This is a genomic window from Arthrobacter monumenti, assembly GCF_054511255.1.
In genome coordinates this window covers 420,262-441,427 of sequence record NZ_JBTNCY010000001.1, presented here as the reverse complement: position 1 = coordinate 441,427, position 21,166 = coordinate 420,262, and the positions used below count along the sequence as shown (strand labels likewise).

The following is a 21,166-nucleotide window of genomic DNA, read 5'->3' as shown; positions in this document are numbered from 1 at the left end:
TTACTCCCCGGCCGAACCGATGTTTTCCCGACCCGCCCCTTCGAAGGGTCACGAAGCGACAAGCAGGACCGAAAGCAGGTAATTTCTAAGAGTGCAATCTTCTGAGCAGACCCCGTACTACATCACGACCGCCATCTCCTATCCGAATGGGCGGCCGCACATCGGCCACGCCTACGAGGTCATTGCCACCGACGCGATGGCACGCTTCAAGCGGCTCGACGGTTACGATGTCAGGTTCCTGACCGGGACGGATGAACATGGCCAGAAGATGCAGCAGACCGCGGACAAGGAAGGGATCGACGTCCGCGATCTGGCGGAGCGGAATGCCCAGGTGTTCAAGGACATGCAATCAGCTCTGAACATCTCCCTGGACCGCTTCATCCGCACCACGGATGAGGACCACGTCAAGGCGGCCCAGGCCATCTGGGAGCGGATAGAAGAAGCCGGCGATATTTACCTGGACGCCTATGCCGGCTGGTACTCGGTGCGTGACGAGGCCTATTACGGCGAGGACGAAACCGAGGTCAGGGAAGACGGCCAACGGTATGCCACCCAGAGTGGCACGCCGGTCGATTGGACCGAGGAGCAGACGTACTTCTTCCGCCTGTCCGAGTACCGGGAGCGGCTGCTGGCCCTTTACGAGGAGAATCCCTCCTTCATCGGGCCTGCCCAGCGGCATAATGAGGTTTCCAGTTTTGTCCGTGGAGACCTGCGCGACCTTTCGATCAGCCGCACCACGTTCGACTGGGGCGTTCCCGTGCCCGGACACCCGGAACACGTGATGTACGTCTGGGTCGACGCGCTGACCAACTACCTCACCGGCGTCGGATTCCCCGAGACAGAGTCGGAGTCGTACAAGACCTACTGGCCGGCTGACCTGCACGTGATCGGCAAGGACATAGCCCGGTTCCACGCCGTCTACTGGCCGGCGTTCCTGATGTCTGCCGGGCTGCCGCTGCCCAAACGCGTCTACGCCCACGGCTTCCTGTTCAACAAGGGCGAGAAGATGTCCAAGTCCGTGGGCAACGTCGTGGATCCGTTCTCGCTCGTCGGCACGTACGGCTTGGACCAGCTGCGCTACTTCCTGCTCCGTGAAGTTCCGTTCGGCCAGGATGGTTCCTACAACCATGACGGCATCGTCGGGCGGATGAATGCGGACCTGGCGAACGACCTGGGCAATCTCGCGCAGCGTTCGCTTTCCATGACTGCCAAGAACTGCAATGGGCAGGTTCCCGAACCGGGCACCTTCGCCGAGGCTGATGAAGCACTGCTTGCCAAGGCCGGAACGCTGCTGGAGAAGTGCAGGACCGACTTCGAGGTCCAGGATTTCCACCGGGCGCTGGAGTCGATCTGGACCGTCATCGCTGATACCAACCGGTACTTCTCCGCACAGGAGCCCTGGGTGCTGCGCAAGACGGATCCGGAGCGGATGAACACCGTTCTCTACACGACGCTGGAGGTACTCCGGGTCGCGGCCATCCTGGTCCAGCCGGTGATGCCGGAGTCGATGGCCAAGCTGCTCACCGTGCTTGGCCAGAACGACGACGCCCGCAGCTTTGCAGCGCTGGGCGCCAGGATTGTGCCGGGCACGGAACTGCCAAAACCGACGCCGATCTTCCCGCGCTACGAAGAGCCGGCCGAATAACGCCTAGAGCGACATGTCGTCCCGGAAGCGGATCTCGGCGGTTTCGAGTACCAGTTCCATAATGCGGTTCTGCTGATCTTCCGCGCGCTCGGCCAGCCGTTTCTGTTGCTCGGCGTTGATCCGCGTATCCCGCTGTGCGATCCGCTCAAGCGTCCGCCACAGGCATTCCTTCCCGGCAACAGCCGTGTGCAGTCCCTCGAGTTCAAGTTGCCCGGGCAATCCGGACCGGGAACCCGTCGGGTTGAGTGGGTTGAGGTGCGAGAGCGTCCGGCCGACCCGTGAGACTACCGTCTTGAGCGGCGGAAGGTGCGTTCCAAGACTGCGGCCAATGGCCCGTAGCTCCTGGCGGTCCTGTTCAATGTCCGCGGACAGTTGCTGGATCCGCTCGCCATAGGGAGTTCCAGCCCACAGCTTCCGCGCTTCCTCGAAGACCTGCGCCCCGGAATCGGCCGCCATAATGTGGTCCTGCAGATATGCAGCCAGAATCTTATCGTCGGTTTTGCCAGCCTGGGTGTCTGCCATTCGCTCTCCTCCAGATACACAATTGCCGTATGTGACCAGGACTTCCCCGGTCACATACGGCAATTATAAGCCTACTTAGTGGCCTGCCTGCTCCTTCCGATCCTCACTCCATCGCAAGTCCTTCAACGGGGGAGAGCCGTGCCGCGCGCCGTGCCGGCATCACTGATGCCACCAGACCGGCCACGACGGCGACAGCCAGGACACCGGCGAGCTGCAGCCAGGGCAGCTGTGGCGTCACAGCGGCGAACAATCCGAGGGCGGACTGCGCACCGAGCCAGCCGTAAAGCGCCCCGAGACCGATGCCAATCAGAGCGGCCACCCCGGCGATGAGCACGGCCTCGACGGCGAGCATCGCGCGCAGTTGATTGCGCGTGAGCCCGAGCGCCCGCAGCAACGACGATTCCCGCGTTCGCTCCAGGACCGACAGCGAGAGTGTGTTGGCTACGCCAATCAAGGCGATCAGTACGGCAACTCCCAACAGGGCCGTCACGACCAGCAGCAGGATATCGATGATTTGATTGAACATCGCTTTCTCCACAGCGGCGCCGGAGACCTGGAAGTCATCCACGCCGAGAACGTCAGCCAGCGTCGTGCGCAGCTCCATCAAATCTGCCGAAGCCATTCCGGGTGTAATACCCAGCCAGATTTCCGGCACCCCGGCGGCAGCCATCCCGCCGGCCGGCATGCCATCCGAAGGCGCACCGCTGGCCGCTTCCTGTTGCAGGAGCGGACCGCCGAGTTCCTGCATCACTGCTGTACTGACCACAGCGGGCATGTTTTCCGTATCCGCCGTGACGACATCCAGGGTGACTTCTCCGGAGGCGCCGACGACGGTGAGCGTCTTCTCCGTGGTCCCGGCGGGCATGATGATCGTCGAATCGTTGATCTCAATCGCATCGTCCCGCAACACGTCATCGGCCGCAGAGGGCTCAAGCGCAAGCACCGCACGGCCGAATATTCCGTTGCTTTCCGGTCCACCGATGGCTCCTCCTTCGGTTATGCCGACGTCGTTAGCCCCGTTGCTGCCAGTCTCGCCGCCTGCTTCACGGCTTGCCTCACTGCCGGTTTCGCTGCCCGCCGAATCGCCAGGTTCACCACCTGCCTCGCCGTCGTCGTCGATCTTCAACGTTCCCGCGACCGGCAGGAAAACCGCGGCAGTCACGCCCTCGACCGCCCTGGCCGCAGCGGCCGTTTCCGCATCCAACGGTGTGCCGGTGCCCGATGGTCCTGAAACCGTCATTTCCACCGGGTAGCGCGCGTCGAGTTCGGCGTCGAAAGTGTGGCGCGCGGTTTCCGCACCTGTCATCATCATCGTCACCAGCGTCACGCCTATCAGCAGCGCCGCCGCCGTCGACGAGGTCCGGGCGGGATTGCGCACGGCGTTCACGGCGGCGAGTTTGCCGGGAACGCCAAGAGGCGCCGCCAGCCGCCCGAACGCGGCGACGACCTTCGGAACAAACAGCGTCGCGCAGAGCAGGAAGCCGATGAAGGTGAACGCTCCACCCGGGACGGCGACCAACAGGCTGGATGTCACCGCCCCGCCCACAAGCATCACAGCACCGGCAACGAGCAGGAACATCCCGATGCCGAGGCGGACCTTTCCGCGTTTGTTGCCAACCGAGACGTCCTCGGCCGGGCGCAGGGCTGCCAATGGTGCGACGGCGGTGGCCGCCTTGGCGGGGGCCAGTGCAGCTATCAACGTCATCAGCACTCCGACGACGATGCCGGCAATGACTGCCGACGGCGGAACGGCCAGTGTTGCGAAACCGCTGCCCGGGATGGTGCGCGCCCAGCTGACGAGGCCGAACATGACGCCAACGGCCAACAACACGCCGAGACCGGACGCGGCCAGCGCCACCAGGAACGCTTCGGTCAGCACCGACAGCCGGATCTGTGCCCGGCCGGCGCCGACGCAGCGGAGCAGGGCGAGTTCCCTCGTACGCTGGGCCAGCAGGACCGAGAAGGTGTTGGCGATAACCAGGCCGGAGACGAGCACGGCGATGACGGCAAATGCGAGCAGGACGACCGTGAGTTGGTCCGTGCCTCCGGTCAAGGCGGCGACATCGGTGAGGATCTGCTGTTCGGCGGTTAGGACAGCGACAGTTTCGCCATTTCCAGAGCCGTCCAACTGTGAGCCGATCGATTCCGCTGCTGCGGCCGCATCGGTGCCGGGCGCCAGCGAGAGTTGAATTGCCGTATAGGAGGGGGTCCCCGACGAGATCTGCTGAACCTGCTCGCTCGTTGCGAGAAGCTGAGGTTGGCTGGCCGTCATTGGGTTGTTCGACGCCGCGACAATGCCACTCACGGTGAGGGTTTCGCCGGGGCGTGTGCCGCCGTCGTCCCCGCTGCCCGCCGTGCCGCCGTCGTCGCCTGACGACTTTGGTGCCGACGGAACCGGTGCCATGGAATTGAGGAGGATCTCGTCGCCGGGAGCCAGATCGTATTGCTCTGCGGTATCTTCGTCAACGCTGACCTGCCCGGCGCGGGTGGGCAGCTTCCCCTTGAGCAGTTGCGCGGCTTCCAGTTCCGCCGTTGGGGCGGTGTTCGTCAGCGACGCGTGTCCGGTTTCGCCGCCGGCGGTGAACGGAACGAAGGTCCGCATCTGCCCATAGGCAGCTTCGACCGGATCCAGTCCGCCGGCGGTCTCCAACGTATTACCGGTCAGCATCCCGCCGCCCTCGGGGGGAGCAGTGATGACCAGATCCGCACCGGCATAGGATTCACCGAGGCTCGCCTGCAGGGACGCTTTCGTCGTGGCGTTGACGGTGAGCGTGGCGGTCAGGAATCCGACGGCCAGCATCACGGCGAGCCCGACGGCGATGAACCGGCGGGCGTGCATTCTGAGTTGGGACAGGGCTACCTGCAGCATTCCTAGCCTCCCAGCTTGGTCAGCGCGGCGAGGATGTCTTCGGTGCGGGGATCGTGCAGTTCGCCGACCAGGGCGCCGTCGTTCATCAGCACCACCCGGTCCGCGTAGGAGGCCGCAATCGGGTCGTGGGTGACCATGATGATTGACTGGCCCATTTCCTGCGAGCTGCGGCGGAGCATGGACAGCACCTCAGCACCGACCTTCGAATCCAGGTTGCCGGTTGGCTCGTCGCCGAAGATGACGTCGGGCCGGGTCAACAGGGCGCGGGCGACGGCGACGCGCTGCTGCTGGCCGCCGGAGAGTTCGTGCGGGCGGTGGGTGAGGCGGTTCCCCAGCCCCAGCGTTTCGGTGACATGGGTGAACCACTGCTGGTCGACCTTGCCGTTCGCGAGGGAAATCGGCAAAGTCATGTTCTGCTCGGCCGTAAGCGTGGGCACGAGGTTGAAGGCCTGAAAGACGAAGCCAACCCGGTCACGGCGGAGCCGGGTGAGCTGCTTGTCGCTCAGGCCGGTAATTTCGGTGTCCCCGATCCAGATCTGACCGGACGTTGCGTTGTCGAGGCCGGCCAGGCAGTGCATCAACGTCGATTTGCCGGAGCCGGATGGCCCCATAATTGCCGTGAACTTGCCTCGTTCGAAGCCCACGTCCACGTTTTGCAGGGCGTGGACCTGGGTGTCGCCTTTGCCGTACGTCTTCGACAGGCCCCGGGCGGCGCTGGCCTGGGTCCGGGATAAGGCGGGCGACGCCGTCGTCGTGGGCGACGCTGAATGATCGGGCACAGGAATAGCTCCTTTATCGGTTGGGTGTTGGTTCAAACCTATTGCCGCGGCCATGGCCAGCGGATCGGGCCGGGGGTTGAACTGTCCGGCCTCTTTGGACCGCGGTCTCATACCCCGGTAGGAGAAGCGCCTCAGCCGGGCTTGACCAGGCCGGTTTCGTACGCGATCACGACCGCTTGAACTCGGTCCCGTGCCTGGAGTTTCGCCAGAATATGGCCGACATGCGTCTTGACGGTCGCCTCGGACAGGTAAAGTTGCCTCGCGATCTCCGGATTGGACAGACCCTGTGCTATCAGAATGAATACCTCGCGCTCGCGGACGGTCAGGGTGTCCACAGCCGCCCGATGCTTGTCCTGTTCCGGGCTCGGCTGACGCAGCAGGGGAGCGACATGATTGAGCAGCCGCCGTGTCGTCGACGGCGCAATCACGGCATCGCCACGGTGCACGGTCCGGATCGCCTCCAGCAGCTCTTCCGGCGGCGCATCCTTGAGCAGGAATCCGCTGGCTCCGGCCTGGACCGCCGACAGCGCGTACTCGTCCAGGTCGAACGTCGTCAGTACCACGATCCGCATCGCCGCCGACGCCCGGTCCGGATTTCCCACAGCGCGCTCCAGTAGCCGGCGTGTGGCTTCGATTCCATCCATGCCCGGCATCCGGATATCCATGAGTACGACGTCGGCACGCGTCGCTGAGAGGCGGGCGACGGCGTCCGCCCCGTTGCCGGCTTCAACCACCACTTGAAGGTCCGGCTGGGAGTTGATCAGCATGCCAAAACCGCTGCGCACCAGCTGCTGGTCATCCACGAGGGCGACCCGGATCGGGTGGGCCTCAGGCCGGTCCGCCGGTTGGGCCGCCTGCTGGTCAGCTTCCCTGGACCCGGTTTCCTGGTCCGGCCCGGTCTCTTGATGTGCGCCTTGTTGAGCTCCATCGTCGTCGGTCATAAATTCTCTTTCGCCCATCACGCCTCGGTATACGGAATCAGCGCCGACACCCGGAACCCTCCGCCGGTCCGCGGCTGCGCCGACAATGATCCATCGTAGAGCTTCGCCCGCTCCGCCATTCCACGGATGCCTTGACCGGCGCCGGTCGTGTTCGGATCAGCCGCAGCCCCGCGCCCGTCGTCGGAAATCGTCAGCTCAAGTCCTCTGCCGTTCCAATCCAGTTCCACGGAGGCCATCGCCCGCGGACCCGCATGCTTGAGGACGTTCGTGAGTGATTCCTGCACGATCCGGTAAGCCGTCAATTCGGCGCCCGGAGGCAATTGGCGCCGCGGCTCACCGTGCCGCGAACACTCAACTTCCAGTCCGGTACTCCGCAGCGTATTTACCAACTCGTCGACATCGGCCAGCGTTGGAAGCGGCCGTGTGGTTGTGTCGTCGTCGCCGCGCAGCACACCGAGCAGCCGCCGCATCTCACGCAACGATGTCCGGCCGGTTTCCGCGATGGTCTCCAACGTCTTCGGCGCCACATCGGGATCCGCTACGGCTGCATACCGCCCACCATCGGCCTGGGTGATGATGACCGAGAGCGAATGTGCCACGATGTCGTGCATCTCCCGGGCGATGTGGCTGCGTTCGTCCGCCGCCGCCAGCTCCCGCTCATGCTGGCGCTCGATCTCCAGCCTGTGCGCCCGGTCCTCGAGCGCCTGCATCTGCAACCGGCGGGTACGGGCGAGATCGCCGAACGTCCAGGCGAGCAGCACCAGCGTGTCCACCATGACGATTCCCAGCACCACCACCGGAATGTCGGCGAGGCTCGAAGTCGCCGGGAAGTAGAAGTACCTCGTAATCCCCAGCACGCCGCCGATGAGACCAGCAATCAGGGCCCAGACACTGACCCGCTTCGGAGCGTATGCGGCCGCGGTATAAAGGAAGACCAAAACCGCGAATTGGGCCGGCACGAGCGGAACGGCAAACACCCATTGCACCAGGCAGACGACGACGGCGGCCCCGGTCGCCGCAGCGGGGCGGCTTCGCCGGAAAGCCAGCGGAATAATCAGGCAGGCCGACACCACGAAACCCGGAACGTCGTCCATGAAAAGGTACGGTACGGCGGCAAGGAGGAAGAGGCCGAGCATGATGAATAGGTCCACCTGCTGGCCATGGTCCCGGAACCACTGATAGATCGCATGCCGCCTGTTCACGATATGCAACACTATGGCCTCCCGACCGGTCGAGGCATCATGCTGTGGGCTGAGATCCGACGGCGGCTGGTCGGTCCGGTTGCTGCCGTCGGCCGCCGCCGTCGCCGTTCCAAAACGTGAGACGTGTTGACCATCATGTGATATGTCGGATTAGGCTATTGCCTATGAGCGAGACGATGAATTTGGCAGTTATTCCCGGCGACGGCATTGGCCCCGAGGTAGTGGCCGAGGCGGTGAAGGTACTCCGCAAGGTGGCCTCGGACGAAGGCGCGAACCTTGAGCTGACTGAATATCCGCTGGGCGCCGAGCACTGGAAGGCAACGGGGGAGACGCTGCCCGACGAAACGCTGACCAAGATCCGCCAGCATGATGCCATCCTGTTCGGAGCGGTCGGTGCGGCACCCGGAGACACCTCGATCCCTTCCGGCCTGATCGAGCGCGAAATGCTGCTCAAGCTGCGCTTCAACCTCGACCATTACGTTAACCTTCGGCCCACCAAGCTGTTCGCAGGCGTCCCCAGCCCGCTGGCCGAGCCAGGCGAAATCGACTTCATCGTCGTCCGCGAAGGCACCGAGGGACCCTACGTCGGCAACGGCGGCGCGCTCCGGGTTGGAACCGAGCATGAGATCGCCACCGAGGTGTCCGTCAACACGGCCCACGGCGTCGAACGCGTGGTCCGTGACGCCTTCCGACGCGCGAGCGAGCGCCCCCGCAAGAAGCTGACCCTGGTGCACAAGCACAATGTCCTGATCCACGCCGGCCACTTGTGGAAGCGCACGGTCGAGGCCGTCGCACCGGAGTTCCCCGACGTCGAACACGATTACCTGCACGTGGATGCAACCATGATCTTCCTGGCCACCGATCCGTCCCGCTTCGATGTCATCGTCACCGACAACCTTTTCGGCGACATCATCACCGACCTCGCCGCGGCCATCAGCGGCGGAATTGGTCTCGCCGCGTCGGGGAACATCAATATGGACCGCACTGCGCCGTCGATGTTCGAGCCTGTCCACGGTTCCGCACCGGACATCGCTGGTCAGCAGAAGGCGGATCCGACGGCGGCCATTCTCTCCGCGGCGCTGCTGCTGGAGCACCTCGGCCATACCGATGCGGCGACCCGTGTGCAGAAAGCTGTCGAGAGCGACATCGCCAGCCGCGGGACCAAGCCGCGTTCGACGTCGGAAATTGGTGACGCGGTACTGGCAGCGTTGTAGGGGAGCGCCTGCGCGCGTGTCGAAGAGGTACTAGTCTTGTGACAAACCCAACCGGTACACGAAGACGTGTAGAAGTACGTGGAGGAATCATGACCGAAACCGCTACTGGCCTGGAATTCACCCAGCAGTTGTCCAACAGCCCTAAAACTGCGGAGCAGCGGACGCAGGTTCTCGCCGATCCCGGCTTCGGGAACCATTTCACCGACCACACGGCAGTGGTGGACTACACGGCCGGCATCGACGGGCAGGGTTCCTGGCACGACGCGCGGATCGAGCCGTATGGGCCGATCGCGATGGATCCCGCCGCGAGCGTGCTGCACTATGGCCAGGAAATCTTCGAGGGCATGAAGGCGTACAAGCACGCCGACGGGTCGGTCTGGACCTTCCGCGCTGAGAAGAACGCCGCCCGGCTGAACCGCTCGGCGCGCCGCCTGGCCCTGCCGGAACTGCCCGAGGAGACCTTCCTCGAGTCGCTGCGCCAGTTGGTTGGCGTGGACAAGGAATGGATCCCCACCCGCGAGGGCGAAAGCCTTTACCTGCGCCCGTTCATGATTGCCACCGAAGCCTTCCTCGGCGTGCGCCCCGCCCGCGAAGTTTCCTACCGGGTGATCGCCTCGCCGGCCGGGAATTACTTCGGCGGCGAACTGAAGCCGGTCTCGATCTGGCTCTCCCGCAACTACGCCCGCGCCGGCCGCGGCGGCACCGGCAACGCCAAATGCGGCGGCAACTACGCTGCGTCGCTGGCCGCGCAGATGGAAGCCGAGGCCCAGGGCTGCAAGCAGGTGCTGTTCCTGGATCCGTTCAACGACGACGCCGTCGAGGAACTGGGCGGCATGAACGTCTTCTTCGTCTTCAAGGACGGACGGCTTGTCACCCCGGCACTCAGCGGCACCATCCTTGAGGGCGTCACCCGTTCCTCTGTGATCCAGCTCGGCAAGGACCGCGGCCTGGACGTTCAGGAACGCAAGATCACCATCGACGAGTGGGAAAGCGGCGTGAACTCCGGCGAAATCACAGAGGTGTTTGCCTGTGGCACTGCTGCCGTGATCACGCCGATTGGGGAGCTGAAGACCGAGAATGGCGTTATCGGCTCGCCTGACGCAAAGCCCGGTGAAGTCACCATGTCCCTGCGCGAGCAGCTTCTCGGGATCCAGACCGGTGTGGCCGAAGACCCGCACGGCTGGCTCACCCGCCTGGCGTAACACCCCCACCGCCTCACCCGCCTGGCGTAGCACCCACCGCCTCGCCCGCCTGGCGGCTCCATCTAGATCCCGCAACATCACGAACGGCAGGCCCGGACTCGTAGCGAGTCCGGGCCTGCTGTTCGTCTGGGGAGTAAAACAACGTACCGAGATGGCAATAGTGAGCATTTTCAGCGCTTCCTACTCCTGGGCCGAACACGCCACTGAAGGGTGTCGCGAATGACGTCCGCTACCCATTCCGGCTCGAGCATTATGTGTTCCCAGCTGAACCGCAGAATCAGCCAACCTCTGCGTGTAAGTTCACAGTTTCTGGTGCAGTCATAGCGAAGGGCACTACGGTGTCCGTGATGTTCGAACCCATCTGCCTCCAAGTCGATCATTCTGTCTTCGTCAGCCAAGTCAAGGCAGTATCTGGTTTCGCCATCCCGGATCCAGAACTGCGGTGTGAAGTTGCCGAATCGGTTTTCGATGCAGATGGCGCGGAGGGCCGATTCCATAGGGTTTGCAGCTAAACGGGACGCATGCTCAGCTATTTTTCGCACCTTCGCAGCTCCACGCCCTCGGAAGGCGAATGCTTCTGCCTGGAGGTCATGCGACGATACCTTTCCCATCCGCAGGGCCGAGTCTGCGATTGCCAATGCTTCCTTGAATGGCATTTCAGCCCCGCAATCGAGGACTGTCCTTATTGGCGTGGTGACCCAAAGACCTGTGGTTGGACTATAAACTTCATGACTGCCAAGCGGCCTCTTGTGGAGTGTCACTTCCGGAAGGCGAACCGGGTGGGCATTCGGACGTACGGTTACGTGGGCAAGTCGAGCTGTGTCGATCATGTCGAATTCCCATTTCTGGGCAGCACTGGCATGAGACAGCACACCCGCACTCTTGATGGCTAATGCTGGTCCCTGGGGAAGGTTTGGCAACGCATAGTGGCCAAGCCGTACACGTAGAATGCGGCCGCTCTGCACGCTTGCGGTAATTGATCTGGAAGTACTGTGGCGGAGCAGTTCGTTCCGGGTGCTGTTGCCTCCAAGAAGCCGGAGGACCTCTTCGGGAGGGTACATGATCCAAGCTTTGGATAGAGATGCCTGCTGGGGCCAGTTCAACAACCGTTAAGTGGATAACGGGGCCGACTTGTCCAGGTGTGGAGGACAATCTACGGGAATCTCGGACCTGACTGGAGGAAGACAGGTTCGGCTCGGGAGTACTTCTTTCGTTTCTGGAGCGCCTTGCCTCAGGGAAAGCCGAGTTTTACTCCTCAGCCGAACACAGAAGCCTTGGGACGAAGTGGAGTCCGCGGAAGGGGGAGCAGCGGAAGATAGCAGGAACCGGCTGAGAAATTTGTCCGGCTCGAGGCGTTGGTTTTCGACTCACTGTCTGCCCACCGGTACTGTTGAGCCCATGCGTATAGCCCGTTTTGTTGTGGACTCCGATCCGATGTTTGGCGTTGTGGAAGGCGAATCCGGCAGCGAGGAAGTAGCCGTCATCAATGGCGACCCCTTCTTCGGCAAGGTCGAAGTCACCCAGGCACGTCACAAACTCGACGACGTCCGCCTGCTCGCGCCGATCATCCCGCGCAGCAAGGTCGTCGGTATTGGGCGTAATTACGCTGAACATGTGAAAGAACTGGGCAACGACGTCCCTCCGGCACCGCTGATGTTCCTGAAACCGAACACCTCGGTCATCGGCCCGGGCGATCCCATCTCCCTGCCGTCCTTCAGCGAGGAAATCTCCTACGAGGCGGAGCTCGCCGTGGTCATCGGCCGCATCTGCAAGGATGTCCCGGTCGAGCGCGTGGACGAAGTCGTCTTTGGCTACACCTGTGCGAATGACCTCACCGCCCGCGACGTTCAAAAAACGGATAACCAGTGGGCCCGGGCAAAGGGCTTCGACACCTCGTGCCCGCTCGGCCCCTGGATCGAAACCGAACTCGACACCGAGGACCTGGCCATCCGCGGCTACCTCGACGAGGACCTCAAGCAGGATGGCAACACAAACCAGATGATCTGGGGCGTGAAGGAGCTCGTGGCCTACGTGTCCCAGGCGTTCACCCTGCTGCCCGGCGACGTCATCCTCACCGGCACACCCTCGGGCGTCGGCATGATCAAGGACGGGCAGCGGTACGAGGTCGAGATCGAAGGCATCGGCGCCCTCTCCAACCCTGCCGTGCGCCGCTGATCACCTCACAGCCAATACACGCACATGGGATTTGATGCATACCTGACGCTCGCTGTCGTCGTCGCAGTACTCGCCGCGCTCTCGCTCACGAGGCTGGCGGCCGACGTCATTCTCGTCGCCGCGATGGTGATCCTTATGGTCAGCGGCGTCCTCACGCCGTCGGAGGCGCTGTCCGGTTTCGCCAACACCGGCGTGATCACCATCGCGGTGCTCTACGTCGTGGCAACGGGCCTAAAGGAAACCGGCGCCGTCCAATGGATCGCCAACCGGCTGCTCGGCCAACCCAAAAACGTGAAGCAGGCCCAATTGCGGCTGCTGGCACCGGCGTCGGGCCTCAGCGCATTCATGAACAACACCACGGTGGTGGCCATGTTCATCCCCGCGGTGCAGGAGTGGGCAGGGAAACTGCGCCTGCCGCCGTCGAAATTGTTGCTGCCACTGAGCTATATGGCCATCGTCGGCGGTACCTGTACGCTGATTGGCACCAGCACCAACCTGGTGGTCGACGGGCTGCTGCAGAGCCGCCAGGGTGTCTCGCTGCAGATGTTCGAGCTGGCCTGGGTCGGCGTTCCGCTGGTCATTGTGGGCGGCACCTTCCTGTACTTCTTCGCCGATAAGCTCCTGCCGGACCGTGAAAGTGTGCTGGAACAGTTCGGCTCGGCGCGTGAATATGCGGTGGAGGTCGACGTCGATCCCCGCGGGCCGCTGGTGCGCCAGACTATCGCTTCGGCCGGCCTGCGCAGTCTGCAGCACGGCTACCTCGCAGACATCGAACGCGAGGGCCGGCTGATGCCGGGTGTACCGCCCGAGACGCAGCTGCAGGCGGGGGACACTCTGATGTTCATCGGCGCCCCGGAATGCGCCCGGGAACTGCGCCGGATCCGCGGCTTGATTCCCGCCAACGGCGACGTCCACAAGCTGCAGATCGACCACCATAAGCGCCAGCTCGTCGAAGCCGTGATCGGCCCGGATTTCGCCGGACTGAACCAAAGCGTGCGCGAATCCCGTTTCCGCTCCCGCTACCAGGCGGTGATCCTGTCCATCTCCAGGAACGGCGAACGGCTCCCCGGCAAGGTCGGCGATATCGAACTGGAGGTCGGTGACACCCTGCTGCTGGAAACCGGTCAGGACTTCGTGGACCAGTACCGTTACCGTCGCGACTTCCTGCTCGTCAGCGCCCTGCAGGATTCCACTCCGCCGGACTTCAAGCGGGCACCCTGGGCGCTCGGAATCCTGATCGCGATGGTCGTCGTCAGCGCGGTCGGCATTCTCAGTATTCTGCACGCCGCGTTCCTGGCCGCCGGGGCAATGCTTGCGGTCCGCTGCATGCCCTACAGCAAGGCCCGGCGCTCTATCGACCTCTCCGTGCTGATCGTGATCGCGTCATCGTTCGCGCTCGGAGCCGCCATGTCCAAGACCGGGGCGGCCGAGCAGATCGCGAATTGGCTGCTGTTCAGCGACGGCCTACCGCCATGGGTCGGCCTGCTGCTCGTGTACGCCATGACGGTCGTCTTCACCGAGCTGCTCAGCAATAACGCCGCCGCGGTGCTGATGTTCCCGATAGCCGTTTCGGTCGCGGAACAGCTGGACGTGAGTTTCATGCCATTCGTCCTCGCGATCATGTTCGCCGCCTCGGCCAGCTTCATGACGCCGATCGGGTACCAGACCAACCTGATGGTGATGGGTCCCGGCGGCTATCGGCTCAGCGATTACTTCCGGCTTGGCGGGCCGTTGAGCATCCTGATGGGTGTTACCGTGCTGGGAATCGTGCCGCTCGTCTGGCAGTTCTGAAACGCGGCTCCATTAGACTGGCCTCATCATGACTAATTCTGCCTCTGCCGTCACGCCCACCGTCACCGAAGATACGCCCGTGCGCGTCCGGTTTTGCCCGTCGCCAACGGGCACTCCGCATGTCGGGCTGATCCGGACGGCGTTGTTCAACTGGGCCTACGCGCGGCACACCAAGGGCACGTTGATCTTCCGCGTCGAGGACACCGATGCCAAGCGCGACAGCGAGGAGAGCTACCAGCAACTGCTCGACGGACTCAAGTGGCTCGGCATCGACTGGGACGAAGGCGTCGAGGTCGGCGGACCGCACGAACCGTACCGGCAGTCGCAGCGCTCGGACATCTACCAGGAGGTGATCGGCAAGCTCAAGGCGGCGGGTCATATCTACGAGTCCTACTCCAGCCCGGAGGAGGTCGAGGAACGACACCGTGCCGCCGGCCGGGACGTGAAGCTCGGCTACGACAACTACGACCGGAACCTGACCGACGACCAGATCGAGGCCTTCAAGAAGGAGGGCCGCGAGGCCGTGCTCCGCCTGCGGATGCCGGACGAGGACGTCACCTTCACCGACCTGGTCCGCGGCGAAATCACCTTCAAGGCAGGCACGGTGCCGGACTTCGCCGTCGTCCGCGCCAACGGAGCCCCGCTCTACACGCTGGTCAATCCGGTCGACGACGCACTGATGGAGGTCACGCATGTGCTGCGCGGCGAAGACCTGCTCTCCTCCACGCCGCGGCAGATCGCGCTGTACCGGGCGCTGGTGGATATCGGCGTCGCGAAGTACATCCCGCAGTTCGGCCATCTCCCTTATGTGATGGGCGCCGGCAACAAGAAGCTGTCCAAACGCGATCCGGAGTCGAACCTGTTCCTGCACCGGGAACGCGGCTTCATCCCCGAGGGCCTGCTCAATTACCTGTCGCTGCTCGGCTGGTCGCTTTCCGCCGACGAGGACATCTTCACCGTCGACCAGCTCGTGGAGAAGTTCGACATCCATGACGTCCTCGGCAACCCGGCGCGGTTCGACATCAAGAAGGCCGAGGCCATCAACGGCACGCATGTCCGGATGCTCGATGCCGACGATTTCCGCAACCGCCTGACCCCGTATCTGCAGGACGCCGGCATCCTCGGCGAAGCGCTCAGCCCGCGTCAGGAGGAGATCCTGACCGAAGCCGCACCGCTGATCCAGGAACGCATCGGGCTGCTGGGAGAGGCCCCGCAAATGCTCGGCTTCCTCTTCGCCGATGACGCTGAGATTGCCATTGCCGACGATGCGCGCAAGGGAATGCCGGAGAACCTGACCGAGGTGCTCGACGCCGGCATCGCAGCCCTGGAACCGGTCCAGCTGTGGACGGCGGAGACCATTCAGGAAGCGCTGCGGTCAGCGCTCGTGGATCAACTGGGCATCAAGCCGCGCAAGGCATTCGGGCCGATCCGCACCGGCGTGTCCGGCCAGCGCATCTCGCCACCGTTGTTCGAATCGATGGTCATCCTGGGCAAGGAATCCTCGCTGGCCCGCATCCGGGCTTTCCGCGACGACTCCGCGGCGAGGTAGCGGGAGACGTGAAGGACGATATGAGCACGAAACGCGGCGCAGCAGATTCCGGCACCAACGGCGCCCTTTCCGAAACCAACGGTGTCGACGGCACCCTTTCCGGTACCAACGGCGCCCTTTCCGGGGTCGACGGCGTGCTGTTCGACATCGACGACACCCTCGTCGACCTCAAGACCGCGATGGACAAAACCGTCCGCCACGCCAGCGCCGAACACGCGCCCGGACTCAGCGAAGAGCAGTGGATCGAGTACACGCACCTCTACTCAAAGGACCCGCTCGGCCACTATGACCGCTTCCTCTCGGGCGAACTGAGCTTCGTCGAGCAGCGGCTGCAGCGGATCCGGCATGCCCACAAAAGTGTCCACGGCAGCCTGCTCGACGACGAATCGTTGCTGGTCTGGAACAGGGCGTATGAGCAGACGCTGCCCATCCACTTTGTGGCGTTCGACGACGTCGTGCCCCTCCTTGATGCGCTGGAGGCTGCCGGAATTGCCTACGGCGCGGTGAGCAACAACGTCGAGGCGTACCAGCGGGTTAAGCTCGACAAGGCCGGGCTGCAGCGCGTCGAAGCGCTGGTCGGAACCGACACGGTCGATTGCCCTAAGCCGGATCCGCAGATCTTCCACGAGGGCGCGCGCCAGCTTGGCACCGAGCCGGCCCGGACCATGTACATCGGGGATAACCTTCTGGTTGACGCTGAAGGTTCGACGGCGGCAGGGCTGGTGGGCGTGTGGCTGAGCCGTCCCGGGGTGGTCGGCACGCCGGGGCCCGACGATCGCGAATTCGACGGCCCGACGATTGGCTCCCTGGATGAAATCCCTGCGCTGCTCGGCCTCGTAAATTCGGGATCTGAGGCATGGTGAATTCACCGTTCTGCCAGCGGTTTTGAACCACCGCAGTTGATCGGGTAAAGTTATCTGTCGGCGCTTGAGCGTGCGGAGTAGCAGGATTCGTCTTGTTTACCGAGACGGAAAGTGCCATTGGGGTATGGTGTAATTGGCAACACACTGGTTTCTGGTACCAACATTCTAGGTTCGAGTCCTGGTACCCCAGCGCTTCATTTCGGCCGGAGATCCGGTCGAATATGGCAGGCGCCACTGGATTGGCGCAGGCAACAAACTATGTGTAATACTCATTTAGCTTGTTGAGCAAAACAAAGTACGGCCCCATCGTATAGCGGCCTAGTACGCCGCCCTCTCACGGCGGTAACGCGGGTTCGAATCCCGCTGGGGTCACAGCTGGAAGCCTCCGGACTGCATCACGCAGACCGGGGGCTTTCTTCTTGCCCGCGCGGCATCCTTCCCCGCGCGGCACCTTGCCCGCGATCCTTGCCCGCACGGCAGCTCAGTGCACCTGGATGTCCCGTATCTTTCCGAATGGAACATCGTCAGACACCATCGCCTGCGTCTCGTGCAGCGGACCCCGGATCAGCACGCCATGCTCGCCTTCGGCCACGGACTGCTCGAAGACCGGATAAAGCGCCTCCTGCATTTCCGGATCCAATTTCGCCAGGAACTTCGCGTACTCCCGGGGCAACTCATGTAACCGTATTTCAGCCATGTGCTTAGCATAGACGGGCCGGACCGAATCGATAAGGGGTAAATCGGACCTGCCTCCCGGTCAACCCGCCGGTTGGCTGGCAGAATAGAAACGTGAGATCTGAAACGGGCGATGCGCCGCCGCTGAACCCGGATAGCGATCCCGTCGCTCTGCTTGAATCCGTCCGGCGGGAGCTGGAAACGGCGGTGCTTCCTCTTGAGCTGCCTGGTGCGGCCGCCGCCCGGCTCGACGTCGGTAATGCCCTCGCGCAGCTCGACGACTATGTCCTCCCGCGCTACCGCAGCCTGGACGCGCCGCTGCTCGCCGTCGTCGGCGGTTCCACCGGTGCCGGAAAATCCACGCTGGTCAACGCCCTGGTCGGGCATCCCGTCACGCGCGCCGGCGCCATTCGCCCGACCACCCGCCAGCCAATCCTGCTGCACCATCCCGAGGACCGGAGCTGGTTCTCCGATCAGCGCGTGCTGCCCAATCTGAGCCGGATTACCGTCAGCGTCGTTGACCCCGCAGGCCCGCAGCGCGCGGCCGAAAATGTGGGCACGGCAGCTACTGCAGGCACAGCGGACGGGGACGGCGCTGGTCTCGAACCGGGCGCGGTGACGTCCCTGGTGATGCTCGGCGACGACGTCGTTCCCCGCGGTGTTGCGGTGCTGGACGCGCCGGATATCGATTCCATCTCCGACGACAACCGCAGGCTCGCCGGTCAATTGCTGGCGGCGGCGGATCTGTGGCTGTTCGTCACCACCGCCAACCGCTATGCCGACGCCGTCCCCTGGAAACTGCTGCTCGAAGCCGCCGGACGGGATATTACCGTCGCGGTGGTGCTGGACCGGGTGCCGGAAGGTGTTGGCGACGAGGTTGAGGCGGACCTGCGCGCCCTGCTGGAGCGGCAAGGGCTCGGTGCCGCGAACGTTTTCGTGATCCCCGAATCGCCCCTTGACGAGCTCGGCATGGTCCCGTCCGACCTTGTGTTGCCGATCCGGAACTGGCTGGAGGAGATCGCCGCCGATGCCACTTCCCGTGCGGAAATTGCCCGCCGCACCTTGAACGGCGCGGTGAAGGCGCTGGGCCGGCGGATTGAGGACATCGCCAAGGCACAGGTGGCACAGCAGCGTGCCGGTGAGCAGTTGGCAGCGGATGTGAAGAACGCGTACGACGACGCCGCAACCCGGGTGCTCGACTCCACCAAAGACGGGACGCTGCTGCGCGGCGAGGTGCTCGCCCGCTGGCAGGACTTTGTCGGCACGGGTGACTTCTTCCGGGCGGTCGAGTCCAACGTGGGTCGCCTCCGGGACCGCATTGGCGCGTTCATGACAGGCAAACCCGCTCCAGCAGTAAGAGTGGAATCCGCCATCGAATCCGGATTGCAGGCGGTGATCGTGGACGAAGCAGCCAAGGCAGCCGAGCACGCGGACCAGCGCTGGCGTTCGGACCCCGCGGGCCGTCAGCTGCTCGGCGGGGACGACCTGTCACGGGCCAGTAAGGATCTGTCGGAACGCGTCGCCGTCGAAATCCGCGGCTGGCAGTCCGACTTGATGGAGCTCATCCGCACCGAGGGCCAGGACAAACGCTTCCGGGCGAGGATGCTGTCCTTCGGCGTTAACGGTCTCGGCGTCGCCCTGATGATCGTTGTCTTTGCCTCCACAGCCGGACTGACGGGACTGGAGGTCGGCATCGCCGGTGGCTCCGCCGTCGTCGGGCAAAAACTTTTGGAAGCCATCTTTGGTGAAGACGCTGTCCGCCGGCTGGCAGAACGTGCACGGAACAATTTGAAAGTGCGGTGCGAATCCATCCTGACCAGCGAATCGCAGCGTTTCCTCACCCGGCTCGACGTTTTGAAGGCCGGTTCGGATAAGAATCTGGACCGCTACGCCGCGGCACTGCAGAAACTGGGGGAGCGTGCATGAGCCGGCACCGCAAGAAGTCCGAGAGCTCGGATCTTAGTGAGCGGCTGTCGGCACTGGATGAAGCGCGCCAGCTGGGCGAAGGACGGCTCCCGGCCGCGTCGCTGGCAGACGTCTACGATGTCCTCGAACGTGCAACTTCGCGCCGATCGCTGTCGGCCGGGCACACCGTTGTTGGGTTCTTCGGCGCCACGGGCAGCGGCAAATCGTCACTGTTCAACGCCGTCACCGGAAGCAGCGCAGCCACCGTCGCGGCGCGCCGGCCCACCACCTCCGAGCCGCTGGCCGGGGTGTGGGGGATCGAGGGAAGCGAGCCGTTGCTGGACTGGCTCGACGTCAACAACCGGCAACACATGGACGACGGCGAGGGGCCGGGCGGCGATGCAGCCGACGGCGGCGATGGTCGCGGCGGGGGAGCGGCGGATGGCACACATGACCTGATTCTGCTTGACCTGCCTGACTTCGACTCCACAGCGCACGAGCACCGTAAGATCGTCGAGAAAATGGCCGGACAGGTCGACGTACTGGTCTGGGTACTCGATCCGCAAAAGTACGCCGACGCCGCGGTTCACTATGGCTTCCTGCGTCCGCTTGCCTCGCACGGTGCAGTCACGCTGGTGGTGTTGAACCAGGTGGACCGGCTCCAGGAGCGGGAGGTGGAGCCCGTGGTGAAATCCCTGCGCGGTCTGCTCGCCCAGGACGGCCTTGTCGACGCCGAAGTCCACCCGGTTTCTGCGGTGACCGGTGCCGGCGTCGACGTTCTGCGGCAGAAGATCCAGCAAGTCGCCGCCCGTCGTGAAGCCGCAACGCAGCGGCTCATGGCGGACGTCGGCCGCGCGGTGAAGCAACTGGAGGCGGCCTCAAACGAGGAAGGCGCGCCGACCGGCCATCTGCCCGCCTCCGCCTCGAAGAAACCGGTGATGTCGAAGGGCGGACCTTCGACAGACGCAGCGAAACAGAAATCCTCGGCGAAAATGCCCTCTCCGTCGGTGGGAAAAAGCGAGCGGCAACAGCTGGTCGATCAGCTCGCCGGAGCGGCACGGGTGGAGGCCGTCGTCGACGCCGTTGCCCGATCTTACCGCCGGAGGGCGCGGGCGCAGACCGGCTGGCCGGTGACCCGCTGGCTCGGAAAGTTCCGCCCGGATCCGCTGCGCAGGCTCAATTTGGGCCGCGATGACGTGAATCCGGAGCTGAACCGGACTTCGATGCCGGAACCCGGTGCCGCGGAGCGGGCCAAAGCGGATTCGGCGGTGCGTGCCTTCGCGGAGTCTGCGAGCGACGGAGCACCTGAACCGTGGAAGGCATCCATCCGGCGCGCGTCCCGTGCCTCGCAGGCGGAACTTCCCGACGCGCTCGATCAGGCGATTGCCGGAACGGATTTGCGCGCTAACCGGAAGTCCTGGTGGTGGCCGGTGATTGGCTTGGTGCAATGGCTTGCCCTCGCCGCGGCGGTGGCGGGAGCTGGCTGGCTCGGTTTCATCGCCGTGATGGGCTACCTGCAGCTGCCGGTCCTGGAGACGCCGAGGGTGGAAGGATTTCCGCTGCCGACGCTGCTGCTCCTGGGAAGTGTCCTGCTCGGGATTCTTCTGGCCATCACATCCGGTTTCTTTGCCCGCCTCGGTGCGCGGAGCAGGGCCAGGAATGCCCGACGGCGGCTCCGGGCTGCTGTTGGTGCGGCAGCCGACAAGCATGTAACGGAACCGGTTCAGGAAGAGATCGACCGGCTGGGGCGGTTCAATGCGGCATTGGTCCGGGCGAGGGGTCTGTAGGTCCATACGGGCCCGCCGCCAGCTGGCTGGCTGCTTAACCAGTCTGA

Annotated in this window: 16 protein-coding genes and 2 tRNA genes; 11 read left to right on the top strand and 7 right to left on the bottom strand. The window is 64.0% G+C overall.

The features are described 5' to 3' along the window. Positions 1-91 precede the first annotated feature (91 nt). The gene (gene metG / locus ACX80B_RS02120) at positions 92-1,645 is read left to right on the top strand and encodes a methionine--tRNA ligase (RefSeq protein WP_459292533.1); all 1,554 of its coding nucleotides are present in this window, start codon (positions 92-94) and stop codon (positions 1,643-1,645) included. A 3-nt stretch (positions 1,646-1,648) separates the two neighbouring features. Here the strand turns inward: metG and ACX80B_RS02115 are convergent, their stop codons facing one another. From ACX80B_RS02115 to ACX80B_RS02095, 5 genes are all read right to left on the bottom strand, one after another. Beyond that, positions 1,649-2,167 carry a hypothetical protein gene (locus tag ACX80B_RS02115; protein WP_459292531.1) on the bottom strand — a complete coding sequence of 173 codons (519 nt, stop codon included), beginning with the start codon at positions 2,165-2,167 and terminating at the stop codon, positions 1,649-1,651. Positions 2,168-2,270: 103 nt separating this feature from the next. After that, positions 2,271-5,036 carry an ABC transporter permease gene (locus ACX80B_RS02110; protein WP_459292529.1) on the bottom strand — a complete coding sequence of 922 codons (2,766 nt, stop codon included), beginning with the start codon at positions 5,034-5,036 and terminating at the stop codon, positions 2,271-2,273. Positions 5,037-5,038: 2 nt separating this feature from the next. Next, positions 5,039-5,869 (bottom strand): ABC transporter ATP-binding protein, encoded by an 831-nt coding sequence (locus tag ACX80B_RS02105; protein WP_459292861.1) that lies wholly within the window; start codon positions 5,867-5,869, stop codon positions 5,039-5,041. Positions 5,870-5,946: 77 nt separating this feature from the next. After that, positions 5,947-6,756 (bottom strand): response regulator, encoded by an 810-nt coding sequence (locus tag ACX80B_RS02100; protein WP_459292527.1) that lies wholly within the window; start codon positions 6,754-6,756, stop codon positions 5,947-5,949. 17 nt (positions 6,757-6,773) lie between these two features. Beyond that, complete coding sequence (locus ACX80B_RS02095) at positions 6,774-7,958, bottom strand: sensor histidine kinase (RefSeq protein WP_459292525.1); 1,185 nt, start codon at positions 7,956-7,958, stop codon at positions 6,774-6,776. A 164-nt stretch (positions 7,959-8,122) separates the two neighbouring features. Between ACX80B_RS02095 and ACX80B_RS02090 the strand changes: the two genes are divergently transcribed. Together ACX80B_RS02090 and ACX80B_RS02085 are read left to right on the top strand one after the other, a co-directional pair. Continuing rightward, on the top strand, positions 8,123-9,172 hold the full coding sequence (locus ACX80B_RS02090) for a 3-isopropylmalate dehydrogenase (RefSeq protein WP_459292523.1): 1,050 nt from the start codon (positions 8,123-8,125) through the stop codon (positions 9,170-9,172). Between the two features lie 89 nt (positions 9,173-9,261). Further along, the gene (locus ACX80B_RS02085; RefSeq protein ID WP_459292521.1) at positions 9,262-10,374 is read left to right on the top strand and encodes a branched-chain amino acid aminotransferase; all 1,113 of its coding nucleotides are present in this window, start codon (positions 9,262-9,264) and stop codon (positions 10,372-10,374) included. Between the two features lie 170 nt (positions 10,375-10,544). Here the strand turns inward: ACX80B_RS02085 and ACX80B_RS02080 are convergent, their stop codons facing one another. Beyond that, positions 10,545-10,871, bottom strand: a complete 327-nt coding sequence (locus ACX80B_RS02080) for an endonuclease domain-containing protein (RefSeq protein ID WP_459292859.1) — start codon at positions 10,869-10,871, stop codon at positions 10,545-10,547. 901 nt (positions 10,872-11,772) lie between these two features. Between ACX80B_RS02080 and ACX80B_RS02075 the strand changes: the two genes are divergently transcribed. The 6 genes from ACX80B_RS02075 (at position 11,773) to ACX80B_RS02050 (ending at position 17,124) form a co-directional block, all read left to right on the top strand. Continuing rightward, positions 11,773-12,549, top strand: a complete 777-nt coding sequence (locus ACX80B_RS02075; RefSeq protein ID WP_459292519.1) for a fumarylacetoacetate hydrolase family protein — start codon at positions 11,773-11,775, stop codon at positions 12,547-12,549. 24 nt (positions 12,550-12,573) lie between these two features. Next, a complete protein-coding gene (locus ACX80B_RS02070; protein WP_459292517.1) occupies positions 12,574-14,340 on the top strand; it encodes an SLC13 family permease in 1,767 nt (588 codons plus the stop codon). 28 nt (positions 14,341-14,368) lie between these two features. Further along, positions 14,369-15,889, top strand: coding sequence for a glutamate--tRNA ligase (gene gltX / locus ACX80B_RS02065; RefSeq protein WP_459292515.1), 1,521 nt, complete (start codon positions 14,369-14,371; stop codon positions 15,887-15,889). A 20-nt stretch (positions 15,890-15,909) separates the two neighbouring features. Further along, a complete protein-coding gene (locus ACX80B_RS02060) occupies positions 15,910-16,752 on the top strand; it encodes an HAD family hydrolase (RefSeq protein WP_459292513.1) in 843 nt (280 codons plus the stop codon). A gap of 118 nt (positions 16,753-16,870) precedes the next feature. Beyond that, a tRNA-Gln gene (locus tag ACX80B_RS02055) sits at positions 16,871-16,942 on the top strand. A gap of 109 nt (positions 16,943-17,051) precedes the next feature. Next, positions 17,052-17,124: transfer RNA gene (locus ACX80B_RS02050), tRNA-Glu, on the top strand. A 109-nt stretch (positions 17,125-17,233) separates the two neighbouring features. Here ACX80B_RS02050 and ACX80B_RS02045 read toward each other — a convergent pair. After that, positions 17,234-17,449 (bottom strand): hypothetical protein, encoded by a 216-nt coding sequence (locus ACX80B_RS02045; protein WP_459292511.1) that lies wholly within the window; start codon positions 17,447-17,449, stop codon positions 17,234-17,236. A gap of 92 nt (positions 17,450-17,541) precedes the next feature. Between ACX80B_RS02045 and ACX80B_RS02040 the strand changes: the two genes are divergently transcribed. Together ACX80B_RS02040 and ACX80B_RS02035 are read left to right on the top strand one after the other, a co-directional pair. Then, entirely contained in the window at positions 17,542-19,353 is a 1,812-nt protein-coding gene (locus ACX80B_RS02040; RefSeq protein ID WP_459292509.1) for a dynamin family protein, read from the top strand. Next, positions 19,350-21,119: a GTPase gene (locus tag ACX80B_RS02035; protein ID WP_459292507.1), complete on the top strand. Its 1,770-nt coding sequence runs from the start codon at positions 19,350-19,352 to the stop codon at positions 21,117-21,119. Before ACX80B_RS02040 ends, ACX80B_RS02035 begins: the two co-directional genes overlap by 4 nt. Positions 21,120-21,166: the final 47 nt, after the last annotated feature.

Bases quoted from the DNA above. Each gene is read 5' to 3' on its own strand.
- ACX80B_RS02115 (WP_459292531.1), bottom strand. From the start codon at position 2,167: ATGGCAGACACCCAGGCTGGCAAAACCGACGATAAGATTCTGGCTGCA.
- ACX80B_RS02110 (WP_459292529.1), bottom strand. From the start codon at position 5,036: ATGCTGCAGGTAGCCCTGTCCCAACTCAGAATGCACGCCCGCCGGTTC.
- ACX80B_RS02105 (WP_459292861.1), bottom strand. From the start codon at position 5,869: ATGGCCGCGGCAATAGGTTTGAACCAACACCCAACCGATAAAGGAGCT.
- ACX80B_RS02100 (WP_459292527.1), bottom strand. From the start codon at position 6,756: ATGACCGACGACGATGGAGCTCAACAAGGCGCACATCAAGAGACCGGG.
- ACX80B_RS02090 (WP_459292523.1), top strand. From the start codon at position 8,123: ATGAGCGAGACGATGAATTTGGCAGTTATTCCCGGCGACGGCATTGGC.
- ACX80B_RS02085 (WP_459292521.1), top strand. From the start codon at position 9,262: ATGACCGAAACCGCTACTGGCCTGGAATTCACCCAGCAGTTGTCCAAC.
- ACX80B_RS02080 (WP_459292859.1), bottom strand. From the start codon at position 10,871: ATGGAATCGGCCCTCCGCGCCATCTGCATCGAAAACCGATTCGGCAAC.
- ACX80B_RS02075 (WP_459292519.1), top strand. From the start codon at position 11,773: ATGCGTATAGCCCGTTTTGTTGTGGACTCCGATCCGATGTTTGGCGTT.
- ACX80B_RS02070 (WP_459292517.1), top strand. From the start codon at position 12,574: ATGGGATTTGATGCATACCTGACGCTCGCTGTCGTCGTCGCAGTACTC.
- gltX (WP_459292515.1), top strand. From the start codon at position 14,369: ATGACTAATTCTGCCTCTGCCGTCACGCCCACCGTCACCGAAGATACG.
- ACX80B_RS02060 (WP_459292513.1), top strand. From the start codon at position 15,910: ATGAGCACGAAACGCGGCGCAGCAGATTCCGGCACCAACGGCGCCCTT.
- ACX80B_RS02045 (WP_459292511.1), bottom strand. From the start codon at position 17,449: ATGGCTGAAATACGGTTACATGAGTTGCCCCGGGAGTACGCGAAGTTC.
- ACX80B_RS02035 (WP_459292507.1), top strand. From the start codon at position 19,350: ATGAGCCGGCACCGCAAGAAGTCCGAGAGCTCGGATCTTAGTGAGCGG.